Source organism: Chloroflexota bacterium, assembly GCA_018648225.1.
Classification (GTDB): Bacteria; Chloroflexota; Anaerolineae; order Anaerolineales; family UBA11858; genus NIOZ-UU35.
Genome location: JABGRQ010000075.1, coordinates 25,897 through 45,756 on the forward strand (window position 1 = coordinate 25,897; position 19,860 = coordinate 45,756).

General features: G+C 52.2%; 17 protein-coding genes. 7 read left to right on the forward strand and 10 right to left on the reverse strand.

The annotated features are described in order from the left end of the window. Positions 1 to 91 precede the first annotated feature (91 nt). From HN413_06220 to HN413_06230, 3 genes are all read left to right on the forward strand, one after another. A complete protein-coding gene (locus HN413_06220; GenBank protein MBT3389988.1) occupies positions 92 to 1,408 on the forward strand; it encodes an acetyl ornithine aminotransferase family protein in 1,317 nt (438 codons plus the stop codon). Between the two features lie 66 nt (positions 1,409 to 1,474). Then, entirely contained in the window at positions 1,475 to 3,025 is a 1,551-nt protein-coding gene (locus HN413_06225) for a GAF domain-containing protein (GenBank protein ID MBT3389989.1), read from the forward strand. A 113-nt stretch (positions 3,026 to 3,138) separates the two neighbouring features. Then, complete coding sequence (locus HN413_06230) at positions 3,139 to 4,515, forward strand: hypothetical protein (GenBank protein ID MBT3389990.1); 1,377 nt, start codon at positions 3,139 to 3,141, stop codon at positions 4,513 to 4,515. Between the two features lie 91 nt (positions 4,516 to 4,606). Here the strand turns inward: HN413_06230 and ychF are convergent, their stop codons facing one another. From ychF to HN413_06245, 3 genes are read right to left on the reverse strand one after another with little or no spacing between them, the layout of a single operon-like run. Further along, entirely contained in the window at positions 4,607 to 5,701 is a 1,095-nt protein-coding gene (gene ychF / locus HN413_06235) for a redox-regulated ATPase YchF (protein MBT3389991.1), read from the reverse strand. 10 nt (positions 5,702 to 5,711) lie between these two features. Further along, the gene (gene mscL, locus HN413_06240) at positions 5,712 to 6,158 is read right to left on the reverse strand and encodes a large-conductance mechanosensitive channel protein MscL (GenBank protein ID MBT3389992.1); all 447 of its coding nucleotides are present in this window, start codon (positions 6,156 to 6,158) and stop codon (positions 5,712 to 5,714) included. Between the two features lie 30 nt (positions 6,159 to 6,188). Then, positions 6,189 to 6,875, reverse strand: a complete 687-nt coding sequence (locus HN413_06245) for an FHA domain-containing protein (GenBank protein ID MBT3389993.1) — start codon at positions 6,873 to 6,875, stop codon at positions 6,189 to 6,191. 27 nt (positions 6,876 to 6,902) lie between these two features. Here HN413_06245 and HN413_06250 point away from each other — a divergent pair, with 27 nt between their 5' ends. Next, positions 6,903 to 7,892 (forward strand): serine/threonine protein kinase, encoded by a 990-nt coding sequence (locus tag HN413_06250; protein ID MBT3389994.1) that lies wholly within the window; start codon positions 6,903 to 6,905, stop codon positions 7,890 to 7,892. A 20-nt stretch (positions 7,893 to 7,912) separates the two neighbouring features. On the opposite strand, the gene HN413_06255 is transcribed toward HN413_06250, so the two are convergent. The 4 genes from HN413_06255 to HN413_06270 all read right to left on the reverse strand — a co-directional run bounded on the left by HN413_06255 (position 7,913) and on the right by HN413_06270 (position 13,679). Continuing rightward, entirely contained in the window at positions 7,913 to 10,684 is a 2,772-nt protein-coding gene (locus HN413_06255) for a hypothetical protein (GenBank protein MBT3389995.1), read from the reverse strand. Positions 10,685 to 10,752: 68 nt separating this feature from the next. After that, positions 10,753 to 11,559 (reverse strand): hypothetical protein, encoded by an 807-nt coding sequence (locus HN413_06260; GenBank protein MBT3389996.1) that lies wholly within the window; start codon positions 11,557 to 11,559, stop codon positions 10,753 to 10,755. Continuing rightward, entirely contained in the window at positions 11,559 to 12,329 is a 771-nt protein-coding gene (locus HN413_06265; protein ID MBT3389997.1) for a glycerophosphodiester phosphodiesterase, read from the reverse strand. Before HN413_06265 ends, HN413_06260 begins: the two co-directional genes overlap by 1 nt. Before the next feature lie 9 nt (positions 12,330 to 12,338). Further along, entirely contained in the window at positions 12,339 to 13,679 is a 1,341-nt protein-coding gene (locus tag HN413_06270) for an AAA family ATPase (protein ID MBT3389998.1), read from the reverse strand. 127 nt (positions 13,680 to 13,806) lie between these two features. Between HN413_06270 and HN413_06275 the strand changes: the two genes are divergently transcribed. Beyond that, positions 13,807 to 14,490, forward strand: a complete 684-nt coding sequence (locus HN413_06275; GenBank protein MBT3389999.1) for a glycosyltransferase family 2 protein — start codon at positions 13,807 to 13,809, stop codon at positions 14,488 to 14,490. A gap of 58 nt (positions 14,491 to 14,548) precedes the next feature. On the opposite strand, the gene recJ is transcribed toward HN413_06275, so the two are convergent. Next, complete coding sequence (recJ, locus tag HN413_06280; GenBank protein MBT3390000.1) at positions 14,549 to 16,246, reverse strand: single-stranded-DNA-specific exonuclease RecJ; 1,698 nt, start codon at positions 16,244 to 16,246, stop codon at positions 14,549 to 14,551. Continuing rightward, on the reverse strand, positions 16,243 to 17,181 hold the full coding sequence (locus HN413_06285; protein MBT3390001.1) for an ROK family protein: 939 nt from the start codon (positions 17,179 to 17,181) through the stop codon (positions 16,243 to 16,245). The genes recJ and HN413_06285 overlap by 4 nt, the downstream gene beginning before the upstream one ends. Before the next feature lie 165 nt (positions 17,182 to 17,346). Here HN413_06285 and HN413_06290 point away from each other — a divergent pair, with 165 nt between their 5' ends. Then, entirely contained in the window at positions 17,347 to 17,721 is a 375-nt protein-coding gene (locus HN413_06290) for a hypothetical protein (GenBank protein MBT3390002.1), read from the forward strand. Here HN413_06290 and HN413_06295 read toward each other — a convergent pair. Next, positions 17,687 to 18,451 carry a methyltransferase domain-containing protein gene (locus HN413_06295; protein MBT3390003.1) on the reverse strand — a complete coding sequence of 255 codons (765 nt, stop codon included), beginning with the start codon at positions 18,449 to 18,451 and terminating at the stop codon, positions 17,687 to 17,689. The genes HN413_06290 and HN413_06295 overlap by 35 nt on opposite strands. 61 nt (positions 18,452 to 18,512) lie before the next feature. On the opposite strand from HN413_06295, the gene HN413_06300 reads away from it, so the two are divergent. Continuing rightward, on the forward strand, positions 18,513 to 19,853 hold the full coding sequence (locus HN413_06300) for a YvcK family protein (protein MBT3390004.1): 1,341 nt from the start codon (positions 18,513 to 18,515) through the stop codon (positions 19,851 to 19,853). The last annotated feature ends 7 nt before the right edge of the window (positions 19,854 to 19,860 follow it).

Genomic DNA, 19,860 nt, shown 5'->3' on the forward strand with positions numbered 1-19,860 from the left:
GCGAAATCTTGATTGCGGAGGCGTATGCCTGAGCAATCAGGTTTATTCAGGAACACGTCTATTTAAGAATTCTTGCAGGAGAATAAAACTGATGCAAAAAATGAATATCCCTGGGCCGAAAGCCAAAAAAATCTTGGAACAGGATAGCAAATACGTATCTCCGTCTTATCCACGGGCGCATCCCCTTGTGATGTCGCATGGAAAAGGCAGCGAAATTTGGGATGTAGATGGCAACCGCTTTCTGGATTTTGCTTCTGGGATAGCCGTGATAGGAACCGGGCACGCGCATCCGAAAGTTGTTAAAGCGATTCAAGATCAGGCAGAGAAATTCTTGCATATTTCTTCCGATTTCTATCATTCTACCTGGGCTGATTTATCCCAAAAGCTGAGTGAAATCGCACCATTTTCTGAAGAGGCAGGCATATTTTTATCTAACTCCGGTGCAGAGTGCGTTGAAGCCGCGGTTAAGCTGGCGCGCTATCACACGGGCCGCAGCCAGTTTATCGCTTTTCTGGGAGGTTTCCACGGGCGCACAATGGGGGCTTTAAGCTTCACGGCCAGTAAATCGATTTATCGCAGCGGATTTTTCCCCTCGATGCCCGGCGTTTACCATGCGCCCTATCCCGATACCTATCGCCCGCTTTTGGCTTCACGCCCCGGCGAAGATTATGGCGAGGTAGTTGTGCGGTATATCGAAGAAGAAATTCTGGGCCGTTTGGTGCCGCCGGAAGATGTGGCTGGTATTCTGGTGGAGCCAGTGCAGGGCGAGGGGGGCTATATTGTGCCTCCACCGGGATTTTTCCCCGCGCTGCGCGATTTATGTGACCGGCATGGCATTCTTCTGATTGATGATGAAGTCCAGGCTGGGATGGGACGCACCGGCAAGATGTGGGCTATTGAACACTTTGGCGTTGAGCCGGATATTGTCACCTCGGCGAAGGGCATTGCTTCTGGCGTTCCGCTGGGGGCGACGATTGCCCGTAAAAGCATGATGACCTGGCCCGAAGGCGCCCATGGCAATACCTATGGCGGCAATCCGCTGGCCTGCGCCTCGGCCCTGGCAACCATTGACCTGTTACAAGAAGAATTTATCCAGAACGCGGCGGAAGTAGGCGAATATACCAAAGACGCCCTGGAAGAAATTCAGGCGCGGCATAAATCTATCGGTCAGGTGCGCGGCCTGGGGTTGATGATTGGTGTCGATTTCGTCAAAGATCAGGCCTCCCGCATGCCCGCTAAAACCTTCCGCAACCGCGTGGAAGAACATTGCTTCGAACATGGCCTTGTAACGCTGGGATGTGGCAAAAGCACCGTGCGCTTCGCGCCTCCCCTCAGCATCAGCGAGACCGAAGTGGATGAAGGCTTGCAGATCTTCGAGCACGCCATCACACTGACAGAGAAAGAATAGGATAATAATTAGTATTCAGTAACCAGTCGATCGGGTTGCTGAATACTGGACACTGGGTACAGAATTATGCTTCCCGATTTCCGCAGTCGACAACGCGATTTTCTCCTCGATATTGCTCGCACCATCACGCAAGAGCTTGAGCTTGATAAACTGCTCGAGCGAATCTTGCGGATTGCCGTCGAAATGCTGGCTGGACAGGCCGGTCTGATTGCCTTGCGTAGTGAGCAGGGCGCCTGGAAAGTAGCCGCGTCGCATGGTCTTTCGGGGGCCTTTTTACAGCAACTCAACCCACTCTTGGCGCAAGTCCCCGACAACGATGACCCGGCGCGTTTTGAAATCCCCGAAGTCAATCGTTTGTTGCAGTCGCTCACCCGCGCAGCCAGTCAAAACCTGCTTACCGGCGTTGCGCTACCGCTGATTGCCCAGCACCGCGTGATTGGCCTGACGTTTATCTTCCGCGCCTATCGTACAGTATTCTCAACAAACGACCGCGCCCTCTTGCAGAGTTTCGCCGATCAGGCGGCCATCGCCGTTCACAACGCACAACTTTATAGTCAGGTGCGGCGTGAAAAACAACGCCTGGATGCACTATTGGATTCGGCTGCCGATGGCATCATGATATTAACGCCCGATCACACCATCGAGCGTTGCAACCCGGCTTTTGTGCGTTTATGGGGAGACAAAGCAGAAGTATTACAAGGCAAATCGCACGATCATATTATTCGCTGGATTCGCCGCAAACAGGGCACCTCTCTCGAAGAAGCGGAAACCGGAGGTTGGCCGCTGACCCCGAACGCGACTCTGTATGTCGAAGGGGATATCGAACGCCCCAACGGGGTGCCTCTGGCCGTGGGCATTACCTACGCCCCGCTGATTTCCCCCGAAGGCGTTTTGCTCAATATCATTGCCACCATTCGAGATATTACCCATTTTCGCGAGGCCGAAGAACTAAAAAGTACCTTTATTTCCGTGGTGAGTCACGAACTAAAGACTCCTGTAGCGTTGATAAAAGGTTACACCAGCACCTTGCGCCGCGATGATGTTTCCTGGGATGACGAAATTGTGCAAGACAGCCTCGAAGTGATTGAGGAAGAAGCCGATCACCTGACCGCGATGATTGAGAATTTGCTCGATGCCTCGCGTCTGCAAGCAGGGGGATTGAAGTTGAATCTTGCAGATTTGGCATTGAATGCCTTTGTTGAACGGCTGGCTGAGCGTTTCCGCACACAAATCGCGCGGCATACAATTCAGGTTGATTTTCCATCTGATTTTCCCATTGTGATGGCCGATGAAGCTCGCCTCGGCCAGGTACTTTCCAACCTGCTTTCAAATGCAATCAAATATTCCCCGGAGGGGGGCGAAATCCGTCTGAGCGGGCAAGTGCGTAACGATCAGGTGATTATGTGTGTGCAGGACGACGGGCCAGGTATTGCTGCCGGGGATATTCCGCACATTTTCGATCGCTTCTACCGCGCCGATGAAGCCAGCCGCACGACCAAGGGGGCAGGCTTGGGGTTATATCTTACTCGGGCGATTATCGAAGCCCACGGCGGGCGCATTTGGGTAGACCCGCGTCCGGGGGATGGTGCGCGCATTTGTTTTTCGCTGCCGCGATAGGGTTTTTGTGTTATCCTATGGGGCTTGTACAGTCCTTTCTAATGCTGAAATATGGATGTGGTGATAAGGCACTGCATATAGTTATTTCGGATTTCAATTACGGAGTTTAATTCATGCCGCAAACCCAAATCTCTTGCCCCAATTGCCGCCAACCAATTATGGCGGACGTTAACCAGCTTTTCGATGTCGCTCAGGAGCCGCAAGCCAAACAAAACCTGCTCTCTGGGATGTATAACCTGGCGCAATGCCCCCATTGCGGGTATCAGGGCAATCTAGCTACCCCGATCGTATATCACGATCCTGATAAAGAATTGTTGCTAACCTTTTTCCCGCCCGAACTCAATATGCCGCGTAATGAGCAAGAGCGTTTGGTCGGGCCACTGATTAAGAGAGTTGTTGATAATCTCCCCCAGGAAAAACGCAAAGGCTATCTTTTTAGCCCCAAGACGATGCTGACTTTTAAGGGCATGATTGAATTAATTCTTGAAGCGGATGGGATTAGTAAAGAGATGCTTGATGCGCAGGAAAAACGCATGGGGCTGATTCAGCGCCTGTTAGAAGCTTCGCTCGATGGGCGCAAGGCGCTGATCGAACAAGAAGATGCTTTGATCGATGATGATTTCTTTACCCTCTTCTCGCGCTTGGCAGAAGTTGCCTTGATGAGCAACGATTCCGCCAACGCTGAGGGTTTGCGCGCCACACAGGAAGCACTGCTCTTGCACAGCACGAAAGGCCGCCAACTCAAAAAGGAAGCCGAAGAAATTCACGCCGCGCGGCAAGAGCTGGAAGCGATTGGTCAGGCCCTAACCCGCGAAACATTGCTTGATTTGATCATCGCTTCGCCCAATGCTGCGCGTACCCGCGCCTATGTGCAGATGGTACGCCCCGGCCTGGATTATCAATTTTTCCAGATATTGAGTGAGCGTATCGATTCGGCGGCGGGCGATGAAAAACAACGCCTGGAAGCTTTGCGCGCGCAATTACTTGAACTCACCCAAGAGATTGATCGTGTGCTTGAACAACGCAAGCAGCTTGCCCGTAAAAATCTGGATTCACTACTGGAAGTAGACGATATTGCTGCAGCCTTGCAATCCAATCTCGGCGCGGTGGATGAATTATTTGTGGAGGCATTAACCGAAGCCCTCGAAGAAGCTCAACAGGCTGGCGATTTGGCACGCTCCGAAAAACTTGGCGAGGTTATGGCGGCGCTTGAATCTTTCAGCGCCCAACCCCCCGAAATGGAATTTGTTGAGCAATTACTCGAACTTGCAGATGACGAAGATGCTGTAAAGCACTTGTTGCAATCCCAAACCGAGGAAACCCAACAGAAGCTCTCTGAACTGTTGATGAATTTATTGACGCAGGTTCAGACCAGCGCCGAACAGGCTCAGGGTGCTGCAAGGGAACAACAACTGGAATTGGCTAATCAACTGCAACAAGTATTCAACATCGCTTTACAGTTTTCTATGGAAAAAAACATTAAAGGGTAGCGCCTATACCACACAACAAAAAAAGAACAGCGACGTAAATGCCGCTGTTCTTTTTTTGTTGTAGTTTTTCTTGTGAACAAAGCCAACGAATTTATACGTTGAAACGGAATAGAATCACATCCCCATCTTGTACCAAATAATCCCTGCCTTCAGAACGCAGCAAACCGGCTGCTTTTAGGGCGGCATCACTGCCATATTCGGCAAAAATTTCAAAAGGTACTACCTCCGCCCGGATAAAACCGCGTTCAAAATCATTGTGGATGATCCCGGCTGCCTGTGGCGCTTTGGTGCCGCACAAAATTTGCCAGGCGCGCACTTCCCGTTCATTTTTTGTAAAATAGCTGATTAATTTAAGCGTTGCAAAACCCTTTCGGATCACCTGCTCGAGGCCACTCTCTTGCGCGCCTGCCAACTCCAGGAATTCTTTTTGTTCATCCGGGGTCATGCCGATGAGTTCTTCTTCAAGTTTGCCGCATAGTAGAACGAATTCAGAATTTTGCCCCGTAGCAATGGTCTGGATGATTTGTATGCAGGAATTCGCGCCGTCAAGCCCGGTTTCGTCCACATTGGCAGCGAAGATGACCGGTTTGGCGGTCAGGAAGCGCAATTCCTGGATGAGTAAGGTGAGTGGATTGCTCGAAGGGAAACTTGAAACCGGGTTGCCGTTTTCGAGGTGCGCTTTCAACCCCTGTGCGGTTTCCATCACCGGGATGAGATTTCGATCCCCTTTGATGGCGCTGGTGAGACGTTCGATCTTACGCTCAAGCTGTTCCAGATCGGCAATGGCCAGCTCGAGTTGGATGGTTTCAATATCCATGCGTGGATCAAACTCCCCACTGACATGCACCACATTGGGATCATCAAAGCAGCGCACCACATGCACAATCGCATCCACATCACGGATATTGCCCAGAAATTGATTCCCCAGCCCTTCGCCTCGGCTGGCGCCCCGAACCAGACCGGCAATATCCACAAATTCGATTGTGGCGAAGATGGCCTCGGGTACACCTGTGAGCTCCTTCAAGCGCATCAGGCGCGTATCTCTCAAGGGTACAATCGCTCGATTGGGCTGAATCGTACAAAAAGGGTAGTTGGCGACTTCGGCGTTCTGCGTGCGGGTAAGCGCGTTGAATACAGTGCTTTTTCCAACATTTGGCAGGCCAACGATCCCAATTTTCAGGCTCATTTGAATAGATTTACAGTTCCGATGTGCAATGTGGACAACGGGTGGCTTTTAGCGGAATTGTAGTGAAGCAGTATGGACATTCTTTCTCGGTGGGTTCTGCAGGGGGAGCTTCTTCTTCCTTCTGCATGCGGTTGACACCGCGAATGAGCAAGAAAAGCGCAAAAGCCATTATCAGGAAAATGATAATGGAGTTGATGAACAGGCCATAGTTGATTGTCACTGCTCCGGCCTCCTGAGCCAGTGCCAGCGTGGTGTATGGGCCGGGGATTGCGCCGGACTTCAGCATAAAAAACAGGTTTGAAAAGTCTACATCCCCGAGCAATAGCCCAATTGGCGGCATAAGAACGTCATTGACGAGAGATTTAATAATGGCGCCGAAAGCGCCGCCAATAATAACGCCAATTGCCATATCGAGCACATTGCCGCGCATCATGAAAGTTTTGAATTCTTTGAGCATAATGACTCCTTCTGTGTACCTTTTATTGATTTATTCTTGGGAGGGATTATCAATACGCAGTCCGTGACCGCGGACTGTGGCGATGTAGGTATGCACGGAATCAATTTCGGCCAGTCGCCCGCGCAAACGCCGTACCAGCGCATCTAAGGCTTGATTCGTGATGTCCATAACAGAATCATCACCCCAGACCGTAGCCATCAAAATCTCCCTGGAAACTACATTGCCATTCTCTTCATAGAGAATCTCGAGTAACTTATATTGTGATGCGGACAAAGGCGGCAGCAATTCAATATTATTGATCCATACCCGCCTAGAGCGTTTTTCTATCCGCAATTTGACATTCTCTGCGGGGTGGAGTGGGGCTTCCAATTCAATCGGTAAAGTGGCATCAGAACTCAAATAAACAAATTTTTGCGCCAAAGCAATGTAGATAACATCCCCGTCTACTAATGGCGTCGGTACGGTAAGGCGTTCCCCGTTGCAGTGCGTGCCATTTTTGCTGTTGAGATCTTCAAGCAAGGCGCCATTTGGGGTGAGCGATATTCGTGCGTGATGCCGGGAAACCTGACGGTTCTGAATCGTGATGCCGCAGTCATGATCCCTGCCCAGGATAATGTCTTCTCTTAGCATCCAGCGCTGACCGTCGAGATTGCCCTCATGCCCGATTAATACTGGTATATCGTGGTTATTCGACACCATATCCGAGTATAATATCATAAAATTTTGCTTTGGGAAAATTGTTATATGCCTGTACCACATCATACTGGAGATATTCTAAAAGAGCGTTACAAAATAAACCGCATTATCGGTCAGGGCGGTATGGGGAGTGTTTATCTGGCGGATGATCTACGTCTGGAAGGGCGCTTATGCGCTTTGAAAGAAGTATTTCATGACCCGCAGATATCGGAAACTCTGCGCCAACAATCGCGTGATCAATTTTTGCGTGAAGCGACAGTTTTGGCGCGCCTGGACCATCCGAATTTACCTAAGGTATCTGATTTTTTTGCCATTGAAGAACGCGATTACCTGGTCATGGATTTTGTTCCCGGGCGCGATCTAAGCGTGCTGATGACAGAAGCGCGCCTGAAAAAGGAATTTTTGGATGAGCGCGAAGTGCTCACTTGGGCGGCCCAATTGGCTGATGCGTTGATCTATTTACATGGGCAAGAACCCTCCATTGTGCATCGGGATATTAAGCCGAGCAACCTTAAACTCACCCCCGCGGGGGTGGTTAAATTAGTTGATTTTGGCTTGGTGAAAATTCTTGCCAGCGATGAAATCACGATAACTGTTGTACAAGGGCGTGGCACCGCCGCATACACGCCGCTGGAGCAATATGGCGGCGATGCCGGTCATACCGATGTGCGTAGCGATGTTTTCTCGTTTGGAGCCACGCTCTATCACATGCTCACAAATCAATCTCCGCGGGAAGCGCGTGATCGCTTCTTGCAGCCGGGGCTTCTTGTCCTGCCGCGGGATATCAACACATCCCTAAGCCCGCGCACAGAGCGCGCGATCCTGTGGGCGATGAGTTTGCACCCGGAAGAACGACCGCAAAGTATGGAAACATTTCGGCAAGCATTGTTGGGAGATTGGAACCCGGTCAACCAGCCAAAGTCGCTTATGCCTGCCCCCACTCTGATCGATTTACTCGCATCGCCGTTTGAACGCCGCCTGATCTGGATTTCATTAGGGCTGCTATTTGTCAGTTTGATCGCCACCCTTTGGCAGTAGCCAGCGTCTTTTTGTATGGTTTATTTTTTAGGTTGATCGTTGAAGAAAAGTACCATAGCTCCCCATCCAAATAACGCGCCAAGAAAAGCCAGTAATAATAATCCCCAGGGGTGATTCCCCTCTGCAATCCATGCGCTGCCGGGCAAGGCCAGTGCGCCATAGGTGTAGGTCAATAGCCCCGAAATAATGGCGGCAAAGCCCCAGCGCACTCCCAGACGTACCTGTCCGCGCAAAGCTCCGCTGCGGGATGCGCCCCAGGCTACGGCAAAGATAATTGCAAGAGCAAAAATCCAATCGAGTACCTGGCTACTGGTCGAAGGTGTTTCGGGCATGGGAGTTGGCAGCGGCGTGGGCGGCGGTTGGGTGGCCGTGGCGGTTGGTTCTGGTGTTGCGGTTGGCTCTGGTGTGGGGGTTGGTGTGGGGCCTTCAGGAACAGGGATTTCAAAGATAATTTCCACGGAGGCTGCTGATCCGCTGGTGGCTTTGATATTGATAAAGCCGGACTGGACGAATTGATAATCGGTAGCTGTGATACCGGCTTGCGTCATTACGCTGATGGCGGGCATCTCCTGTCCGTTGATTGTGATAATGAATTGCACGGGCGTATTATCTGGAACGGGATTGCCATTGTGATCGAGAATCACGCCTGTTTCCAGGTGGATGGTATCGTCCAACTCATACCGAGAGACAGGAGTCGCTTGAAGGCCAGGATCACCAACGAGCAAGGGCTGTGTGTCCACTCTCAGGGGGATCGGATGAGCCGGGTTGGGAGAAGTCGCTGTGATGAGGTCGTAGCCAATCCCATGAACAGAGACGGGCAGTGCACCCTCGGGGTTGGAAATTTCCTTAAAAAGCAAACGCGCAGCAACATCCATAAACGCCGATGTTTTCCCGTATAGGCTGAAATAGGCTGTCAGTTTGGAGATATCTGTAGCATCAAGGTAATAAGGTGCGTTGGCCGCGAAGACGATGATTTTTTTATTGCTGCTGAGGTCCGGGCGTTCAGCCAGAAAGCGTTGTAAGGCCAGCGATTCCGGGCGGCCCAGATCAATATTGAGCATGGTAAAAACCAGCCAGTGCGCGCGGCCAATGCTGTTTTCGACCGATTGCGCTTCGTCGCTGTTATCCAGTATATTGGCGAGTTGCGCGAAAGTGATTGAACTCAGATTCGCCGGGGTGATTAGATTGCCCGCATTGGGGCCAAACAAGCTGATAACCGATTGCTGTAACGCATCGGGTGAAAGCACCGGTTCAATCGGGCACTCGCTACATTGCTGGCTGTCATACGTATCCGTGATGAAGACGATTCGGTCGTTGCGGTTGGGGGTATTTGGGATGACATTATCTAACTCGTCAAGCGGCGGGCTGAGCAAGGTGGCCGCGCGTTGGGCTACTTCGTAGGTGATTTGCTTCGACTCGGCAGAATTGATCTCGGCAATATCGCCCTGTGGCAGCACCAGATTAGGCGTGAAAAAGCCATACATTCGGAATTTTAGCGTCAGGATGCGCAATACAGATTCGTCCACCCGTTGTGCAAAGACAGGATCAGCGCGATATTTTTGGGCAAAAAAATCGAGCGTGCCCAAAATTGTTGTGTAGGCGTCTGGGTCGTCACTACTAATAAAATTATTTAGATACAGAATATCATTGCCCGCCAGAAACGCATCGAGGGCTAATCGGCTGGCATTGAAAGTTTGCTCAGTGGGGTCATGAAAGCGGCGCACAGCACGGCTGCCGAGATCATCGCTGATCATAATGCCGCCATCCTCGCGCCAGCCAGAGATGGGGTCTAGTTGCATCAGCAAGTTGAGCGCGGGTTGATCAAAACTCACCGGGCGCGTGGTTGAGCGAATATTGCCTTGCAACCCCTGATAGCGAATATGCGATACCAGCAGCGCGTCGAGCCGTTCTGTGGCATCTTCAGTGCTGCCAGTAACGCTAAAGAAAGGGGCTAATTCAATTTGTTGAAGTTGTTCCAGCGATTTACGCACCGTGGCGATTTCATATTCTGGCAGGCGGTCGGCGCTGCCCAGCCCAGGGAAGTGGGTGCCAACAACAGCAATTTTCCCCTGGCTGCCTTCGTGGACACCAGTAATATAGGCACGCGCCATTTCACCCACCCAATATGGGTCGCCGCCGAAAACGCGCACATTCAAATCGCCTTCGCCGTCCGGGTTGGGAATATCGGACACATCCAGCGAAGGCCCGAAGAGTAAATTAAATCCCAGGGTGCTTAATTCCCGTCCGGCCAGCGCACCAATTTGTTGAGCCAGGTCGAGATTCCATGTTGCGCCAATCGCCAATTGGCTGGGAAGCTGTGTAATTCCGTGGTGGATCTGGGAGCGCGGCGCGCCATCGCCTTCTTGGGTGATGCCTACGAACAAGGGAATATTGGCGGGTAAAAACATCTCCGCACTGATAGGGTCGCTGTGTTCGGTTTGGCTGCTGGAATAACGGCTGTTTTGTAATTTTGTGATGAGATAGCGGGTATTTTCCGCGGTTTGGTCAATCGTGAAATTATCGTTGATCTGGCTGAGAATCACTCCGCCCAGGTAATGATTGGTGATGAGATCATAGATTTGAGTTTCCGATCCGGCTTCGGTGCCCTGAAAGGTGACCAGGAATAGCTGCCCAACGCGTTCTTCCGGAGTGAGTTGGGCAAGCAGTTCTTGCGCCCGCGTTTCAGGGCTGCCTTCTTGTATCGGAAGCGCGGCCTGTCCGGAGATATAGGGCAGAAATAACAAAAACAACGCCAAAACTAGCGCCAGTTTTGTATGGCGAAAACTTCTCAATGATCCTTCTCCAATGAAGCCCGAAAATAGGGAGGTGAGGCTATAGTAGCGGTAGTCCTTATTTTCGGTTATACACGTTCTTGCGCGAGTATTTCGCGCAATCGTTTTCGGCGGGCGTTGCCGCTGAGTAACTCCAGGTCGCGCACACCGAGCGGGTCAACCTCATGGCGAATGAGTTCGAGTTCCTCGGTGGAGGGCGGTTCTGTTTCGTGAACATCCGGCGCAATTTCAAGCTCAAACCTGGTTTTGGCCTGAATACGTGCAATGCTGACGCCGGGGTGATAGGATATCAGGCGCATGTGCCCGTTTGCATAGTCAAATTGTCCCAGATCGCTGATCAGGTAGCGCGGCCCCGCGCCATGCTGCCGTTCAGGATGATAGCCCAGCCCGGAGCGAAAATCAACCCTTTCGACGAATGTTACCCGCGAGTGGCGCGGCACATACAGGTAAATATCGCTGATAAACGTGGTCACATCAGGGATGCCGCCGCTGCCCGGCAAGCGTAATCGGGGCTTCGCATAGTCATTGCCGAAGGCCAGGTTGTTGAAGTTGCCGTGTGCATCCACCTGGCCTGGGCGAAAAAATTCCTTTGGACGCAAATTGGGCAAAATATCCGCCGCTGCGCGCACAAAACCCACGTTATTCAGAGAACGGTCAAGCCACAGGCTTTCAATGCTGGCGATTCCCAGCGGGGCTGGATGTTGGCAAATACCCTGCCCAATGGCGGAGGCAAAATACAAGTCGGGGGCGTGTGTATGGCGGGCGAGCAAATAGGCCGCCGTGACTAACGGGGTGGCGATCCCCTGCGCAACGACTTCGCCGTTTTCTACCTGACGCGCCATACACGCTACCATAACTTCGGCAGGCGTGAACATCAGGCCGCTGCCTCGGGGTTTGGCAATTTTTCGAGAATGCCACGCGCCAGCAACGGGTCATCGGTGAAGATCCCGTCAATCTGCCAGGCGAAGAGTCGAGCCATATCTTCCGGATGATTAACCGTATAGGCGTGGACTCTGCATCCGTGCTGGTGCTGTTTGTGAATCAGGCGCGGCGTGACATCGCTCAGGGCTGGGTGCAGCGCCCTGTAGGGGATACTACGCCCGAGGGCCGAGCGCGCCCACGCGCCCCCAATCCCCGAGAGCGCCAGCAACCCCAGGGGAACCTGCGGCAGCAACTTGTGCGCCTGGCGCAGCGCAATCGGGTTGAAAGAAGAAAAGAAAACCCGTTCCGTTAGGCCGTATTGCTCAATCAGAGCAACCACTTTTTCGGGGAGTGTGTCGCGCGGGCTGCGGTAATTGGTGAGTTCGATATTAATATAGGTTTTTTGCCCGACGCTTTCAAAAACTTCGGCCAATGTGGGGATTCTTTCTTCGCAAAAGGTGACATCGAAACTACAACCCGCATCCAGCTCTTTCAGCGCCGCCAAAGAGTGTTCGTGTATCCAGCCGCTGCCATCGGTTGTGCGTTCCAGGGTTTGGTCGTGGAAGACAATCACTTCGCCATCTGCGGATAGTTTGGCATCCAGTTCAATTGCGTCGGCAAACTGGCGCACGGCCAATTCAAAGGCTGCCAGGGTGTTTTCAGGAGCGTGCGCGCTGGCGCCGCGGTGAGCAAAAATAGTGGGAGTAGGAAGTTTTTCAAACATCGCTGCGGGTTACAAATCCACAAAATAGGCCAGAGCGGCGCGATCAATCAGGTCACGGGTCATAGTTGGCTCAAATGACATAAAATTGCTAATATCTAGGATTTGATCGCATAAATCGCGCGGGTGTGATGCACGCAGTTTGCGATTGTGTTTGATATACCATTCCTGCAATAAATACGCCAATCCCTGATCGCGATAGCCAACCCCCTTGGCTTTCGCCATCCGCTGGAAAATTTCGCGATACTCCTCATAGGTGGGGTCGCCGACTTCAATTTTATGCCGCAACCGCCGTAGAAAAGCTTCATCCACCAGGTCTTTCGGGGGCAGGTTGGTGGAGAACACAATCAGCACGTCAAAAGGAACTTCAACCTTGCGCCCGGTGTGCAGGGTCAGATAGTCGATGCGGTTTTCCAGCGGAACAATCCAGCGGTTGAGCAGATCGCGCGGGCGCACAAGCTGGCGTCCGAAGTCATCTATCAGCAAAATGCCGCCGTTGGCCTTCACCTGGAAGGGCGCTTCATAGAATTTATTAACGTCATCGAATACCAGGTCCAATCCATCCATGGTCAACTCGCCGCCGGTCATAATAAAGGGGCGCTGAATCAGCACCCAGCGGGTGTCGCGCCGCGCACCCGCGCGTAGCGATCCGGTGCCGCGTGCCGTGGTGTCTTTCTCCGGGGCGCGTTTGTGGTTTACATTATCGTAAAGTTTGACCACCTGACCATCGACATAAATCGCATAGGGGATATACATAGTAGTACTGAGGATCATTTGCCCAACGGAGCGCGCTACGCTGGTTTTTCCGTTCCCGGGCGGACCATACAGGAAAATTGAAGAGCCTGAATTGACCGCAGGGCCGATGCGCTGGAATGTTGTTTCGTTGAGTACCAGATGAGCGAGCGCCTGGCGCAGAACCCGGCTAGTGACGCGCAGCCGCCCGCGCTGCTGATTGCGAATCGAGCGGTTGTAGACTTCCAGTGGAACCGGCGCTGGCCCGGCATATTGGCTGCGTTCTAGTGCTTCGCGGGCCCGGTCGATTCCGGCCCCAGTGATAGCGTATTGATAGGACCCCTCACCCAACCCCATTTGGGAAGACTTTACCTCAACAAATTTCTCTCTTTTTAGTGCATTTAGAATTTGATCGGTGACTCCAGCAAAGGGCAAAGCCACTGTTTCGGCCACCTGAAAACCGGTTAGATAGCCCTGAAAATACAAAACCTTGAGCACCAGGTCTTGCAACCATAACTGCGATAACCCGGTATCTTCTACCTTTGTGATCGGCGCGGGTATAAACGGCCCTTTGCCGGTTGGAGGATTTAAACCTCCCTTTGATGAACTCAGCGCGGTCATAGACTCTCCCGGTTGGCTAGATGAGCTGAAACGTATGCTGATTATAGCACGCAGGTTGAACATTCAAAAGCCGCGCATGGAAAACTCACCCGAAAAAGCTCCCCAAAAACGCGGTATAATCGCCGCCATGACCCTCACCGTATTGATCCCAATCTATAACGAAGAAAACACCATTCGCGAGATTTTGAAGCGCGTCTATGCAACCCAATTGGCTGATGAAATCATTCTGGTCGATGATGGATCCGTCGATGGCACGCGGGCGATTCTACAAGAATTGGATGGTAAGGATGGTGTCCGGGTGATCCTGCATGAGCATAATCAGGGCAAAGGCGCGGCTGTTCGCACGGGTATCAAAGCTGCTACCGGTGATATTCTGCTCATTCAAGATGCTGACCTGGAGTACGATCCCCGCGATTATCCCAAGCTATTGCAGCCGATTGAAGAAGGCCTGGCCGAAGTCGTCTATGGTTCCCGCTTCTTGGGCGCACCGCACCGCGTGGCAATGTTCTGGCATATGCTTGCAAACAAGCTGCTCACGCTGATGACAAATATTCTCTATGACACGATTCTGACCGACATGGAAACCGGCTATAAGGTTTTTAAACGTGAAGTGATTGCCGATATTCCCTTGCACGCCAAACGCTTTGAATTTGAGCCTGAATTTACGGCAAAGATTCTAAAACGCGGCGTGCGCATTTTCGAAGTGCCGATCTCGTTCAACCCCCGCGATTATGATGAAGGCAAGAAAATCGGGATTAGCGATGCTTTTGAAGCTGTTTGGGCCTTGCTCAAATACCGCTTCATTGACTGAGAAAATAACCAAAAAGAGAACGGAGCGTTTTTATACCAACGCTCCGTTCTCTTTTTGGTTATTGTGATGGACGAATATCCCTCACGTTGAGTTGCAAGGTTTTTCGCCCCCGAAATTCATTAACTTCAAAACGATACAGCAAATCGATGCGCGGCGGCATGTCATCGTGCCAATCACCCAGGCGGAATGCAATCGCGTCGAAAGTTAGCTGCCCATCTGTGACAGATAATTTCAGATGACTCTGATCTTTGCCTACCCGGCGGCTATTTGTTACCTGGAGCCTGCGGCTGATAAACGCAACCTGCGGATTGCCGTATCCGGTGGGTTGCAGCCAATCGAGATATTCGAGCACTTCGGGCTTGAGCGCTGAGAGGGGGAGTTCCAGATCGGCCGTGAGAGTGGGCCGTAAATCTAACTCGGAGAGTTGTTCTGCGGCCAGGGATTTCAGCCGCGCGACCAGCTCGGTGAGGTTCTTGTTATGGACAGTGAAGCCTGCCGCTGCGGCGTGGCCGCCATATTTTTCCAACAAGTCAGCACACTGATCTAATGCCTCGGTGATGTGAAACTCGCTGATGCTGCGGCACGAAGCGCGGGTATAGTCGCCATCGGTATGGCCCACAACCGCCGGACGATAATACTGATCGGTGAGCCGTGAAGCTGCCAGCCCAACTACACCGGCGTTGAAATCCGGATGCGCGGCGAAGAGCAGGAACGCGTCCGGGTCTTCTTCCAGGGCAAGGGTTTCGGCCTGCGCTTGAATCTCGCGGGTGATGCTTTGGCGTTTGCGATTTTGGATTTCAAGTTGCTGGGCCATTTCTCCAGCTTTAAGTAAGTCCTGAGTAGTCAGCAGGTGCAGCGCGTCTGTGGCCGTATCCAGCCGCCCGGCGGCATTCAGCCGCGGCCCCAGGCCAAAACCAATATCTGTGGCCGTCATTTTCTCGGGCTGGATACTGGCGATTCCCATCAGCGAGCGAATGCCCTGGCGGCGTGTCTGGCGTAATTGCGACAGACCATCGCGCACCAGCGTGCGGTTTTCGCCAATCAGGGGGACGAGATCGGCCACAGTGCCTAGGGCTACCAAATCGAGATAATCTTCGGCCTGGGCGTGGGCCGAAAATTCAATTTTACTGGCAAGCGCCGCGGCTAATTTGTAGGCTACCCCTACCCCGGCGAGATTTTTCTCGGGATAATCGCTGTCGACGCGTTTGGGGTCTATCACAGCGATCGCCTCGGGCAGTTCTTCCCCAGGGTTGTGGTGATCGCTAATTATCAGATCCAACCCGATGTCACGCGCGTGACGCGCTTCTTCCAACGAGCGAATCCCGCAATCAACGGTGATCACCAGGTCTACCCCTTCTTCTTTCAGTTGGCTCAGGGCGGCTGTATTGAGTCCATAGCCTTCCTCAAAACGATGAGGAATATACCCCACCACATCTGCCTGGAGCGAGTTGAAAACCTGCACCAGCAGCGCGGTTGCGGTGACGCCGTCCACATCGTAATCGCCATAAATGGCGATTTTTTGCTGCTTTTCGATGGCGAAAAGAATGCGCTCGACTGCGGCCTGCATATCGGGCAGCTGGAAGGGATTGGTGTCGAAGCCGGATTTCGCTTCTAGAAAATTGCGCGCCTGTTCATGTGTTGAGTAGCCGCGATTAAAAAGAATTTGTCGCATCAGCGGCGGATAGCCGTGCAGGGCTTGATCGGCCTCGGGTGTGAGACGGTGGGCGAGTTGCCAGTTCTTGGGAGTTGGATTCATACTTGTATCGATTGGCGTGCCAGTAGCAACGCGCCGATGATGCCAGCATCGTCGCCGAGGGCAGCGGTTGTGATCGTGAGATTTTTAATATACTGTTCAGATAGTATATGCTGGTGAAGCGATTCGCGCACCGGGTTTAGCAAAAGCTCCCCGCTGCGTGAGACCCCGCCGCCAAAAATGACGATGCTGGGATTGAAAATGTGCAAAAAATCAGCCAGCGCCTGCCCCAGATAATAACCGGCGCGAGCGTAGGCCGCTTGCGCCAACGGGTCGCCCTGACGGGCTGCTTCGGCAACTGTTTTGGCAGAAATCTCGCTTTTGCCGATTAGCGAAGAAGTTGCGCCTTGCTCAAGTTCGTGTTTTACCCAGCGGGCAATGGATGTGCCGGATGAGATCGCTTCCAGGTGGCCGCGATGACCGCATCCGCAGAGCGGGCCATCGGGCAAAACGGTGATATGCCCCAATTCGGTGGCAAAGCCTTGCGCGCCATGCAAGCGATGCCCGGCGCTGATAATACCGCCGCCGATACCAGTGCTGACTGTCAAATAGACCAGATGATTGTGCCCCTGGCCCGCGCCAGCTTGCCATTCACCCAACGCAGCCAGGTTGGCATCGTTATCCAGAAAAACCGGCACGCCTAATTTATTTTGTAAATCAGCGACCAGGGGAAAATTCATCAGGCCAGGAATATTAGGCGCGGTCAGAATAATCCCTTCTTGCGGGTTAATAGGGCCGGGCGCGGCTACGCCGATGGCAGAAATTTGCTCGCCTTTGGGCGCTACTTTTGCGATGAGTTGGATGAGACGTTCCTGAGGTGAAGCGCCGGGGCTTTGTGATGGAATTCGTTCAACGTGGATGGGTGTGAAGCCTTTTCCCCCGAAGGCAGCAACCCTCATTTGAGTGCCGCCAAGATCAATAGCAATGAAAACAGTCATGCGCCAAGTATAGCATAAGCACCCGAATTCTGAGTACTTCGTATTGGGGGTCTCATGGTAATTCCCAAAGAACCTGCACAGCTTTTCGACATCTGAGATTTCTGTGATGTATAATAGAAGTTGTTTAGACTTGTCATCCCCGATCAATAAACAGTGGAGCAGCGAGTGCCCTATACAATTGATTACGATCTGGAAGCAGATATTATTCAGGTTACCGTTTCCGACGAACTGGATTTGCCGCTGCTCCAGAATATGGCAAAAAGCGTGGCAATACTGATGCATGAGACGGGTTGTAAGCGCGTGCTTAATGACTTGCGCAATGCTACCGCTGCACAGCTTGCGATTGAGATTTTTAATATGCCTACAACCGCAAGCGATTCGGGCATCGATGCACAAAGCCAGCGTGCGCTTGTTGTGGGGGATAAAGCCTCAGAATTTTATTTTCTGGAAACCATGTTTATCAACCGGGGACATTTTATAAAAACATTTGCTGACATGCGTGCTGCTACAGAGTGGTTAATTGGCGATGATGTAGCTTGACTGCCACCAGCGCATACCCCAGCGGGAAAGCGCGGCTGGAAATATGTGAGAATTTCTTTCCTGGTCCAAAAGTGGTAAAAACTTGAACGAGGGATTGTAACAGGATGGCGAGAAACGCGCCGATGAGAGGAATAGCGCTGAGATGTTTGCCCAGTAAATCGGCCAGGACTTCGGGCGAACCCCCCAGAGGTTCCAGTTCCAGAAGGGTGAAGCCTGCCTCCGAGGCGTAGCGGCGCAACGCAAATTCCGTGAAACGATGATAATCGTGTGGCGCCTCATGGATGCCATAATAAAACGGCACCGTCAGGAGCAGCTTTCCCCCGGGGGTGAGAATCCGGTTCATTTCGTTCCACAAACCTTGAGGGTTGGGTATATGCTCCAGCACATCGGCCAGGATGATGGTATCGAAGGTCTCTGCACTCAGCGGCAGTATATCGGCTAGATTGCAGGTAAAATCCAGATACTGGCTTTGTGGCAGACTGATTCGCCAATCGGTGCATAAAATTGCCTCGGTGTGAGGAATGTAGAGCGGATAAAGAGGGATTTTCCCGCAACCCAGGTCAATCAATTTGCCGCGCGCATGTTCGGGGATAGCCTGTGCATAGAAAGCGGCAATCCTCCCGGCAGTCAGACGCGAGCCAACCCCTAACTTGGCGCGATCGAGCGACGGAATAAGTCTCCCTTTTTTTAGAATAAATTTGCTCGTTTTCCACGAATTTGGATTTCTCATAAAGGTGTTTTTGAGTTTGATGGACGTTGACGCCGGTTTGAAAGCTTGCTATTATGCTAACATGAATAAAACAGTTCCTGACGTCGAAATTTTTAAGTTTTGGAAACGTATCACGGCTTCGTTGCGTTGGTTACGCCCCGGACTGGGCGTGAAACGTTGGCTGGGGTTGGTGTTGTTAGGGACAACTTTTTTGGCGGTTGGGTTTGCGCTGCTCCTGCTGGATTTCTATCGAACTGCGCCAGAGAGTTGGTGGCTGCCATTGCTTTCGTGGGCCGCGCTGCGCCCTTTGCCGCGGCTGTTGCGTGTGATAATTTTCGGCAGTGTTGGTCTGTTGATTTTGTTCGGCGGTATTCTAGGTTTGAATCGGGCACTGCTGCTGCCTTACCGCCAACCGGGACGCGCTTTTGTAGATACGCTGGATGCTCACCGCCGTCGCCAGTATGGGCCGCGCATCGTCGCGGTTGGCGGCGGGCATGGACTTTCGATGTTGTTGCGCGGGATGAAGGCCTATTCCCACCGGATAACCGCAGTTGTCACCGTAGCGGATGATGGCGGTTCTTCGGGGCGTTTGCGTAACTCGATGGGCATCTTGCCGCCCGGCGATATTCGCAATTGCTTGGCGGCTTTGTCGAATGATGAAGCTATGATGGCGCAATTATTCCAGTATCGTTTCGCCGCGGATAATGCTGAACTTCGGGGTCATTCGTTTGGAAATTTATTTATTACCGCGCTATCTGAGATCACCGGCAGTTTTGAAGAAGCGGTAGCCGAATCGGGAAAGGTGCTGGCGGTGCGCGGGCGAGTGCTGCCCTCATCGCTGCACGATGTCCGTTTGGTTGCGGATATCCTCCCTCAGCATGCCACGCAAGAAGTGCGCATCCGCGGTGAGAGTCGTATTCCCAAAATTCGCGGTCGCATTCGCCATGTCTGGTTGGAGCCGAATAATCCGCCCGCATTCCCCAAAGTGATTCAGGCTGTTCTCGCTGCCGATATTATTCTGGTAGGGCCAGGGAGTTTATACACCAGCATTTTGCCCAATTTGTTGGTGCCCGATATTGCCGCCGCGATTCGAGTTAGCCAGGCGTTTAAGGTTTTTGTGTGTAATGTAGCTACACAGCCCGGCGAGACCGAAGGATTTACCTGTTCAGATCATGTGAAGGTGATCCGCGAGCATGTTGGCGAAGGTTTGTTTGATCTTGTGCTGCACAATAATAATTTTGTGGGCAAATTGCAGCCAGAGATGCAATGGGTTTACCTCGGCAATGAAACAGATACGCGTTTACCCGTGTATGAAATTGACTTGATCGATGAAGATGAGCCCTGGCACCACGATCCGAAAAAGTTGGCGACCGTGTTGATGGATTTGTATCAGCTACGCACCGGGCCGCTGACGGAAGCGTAAATAATCT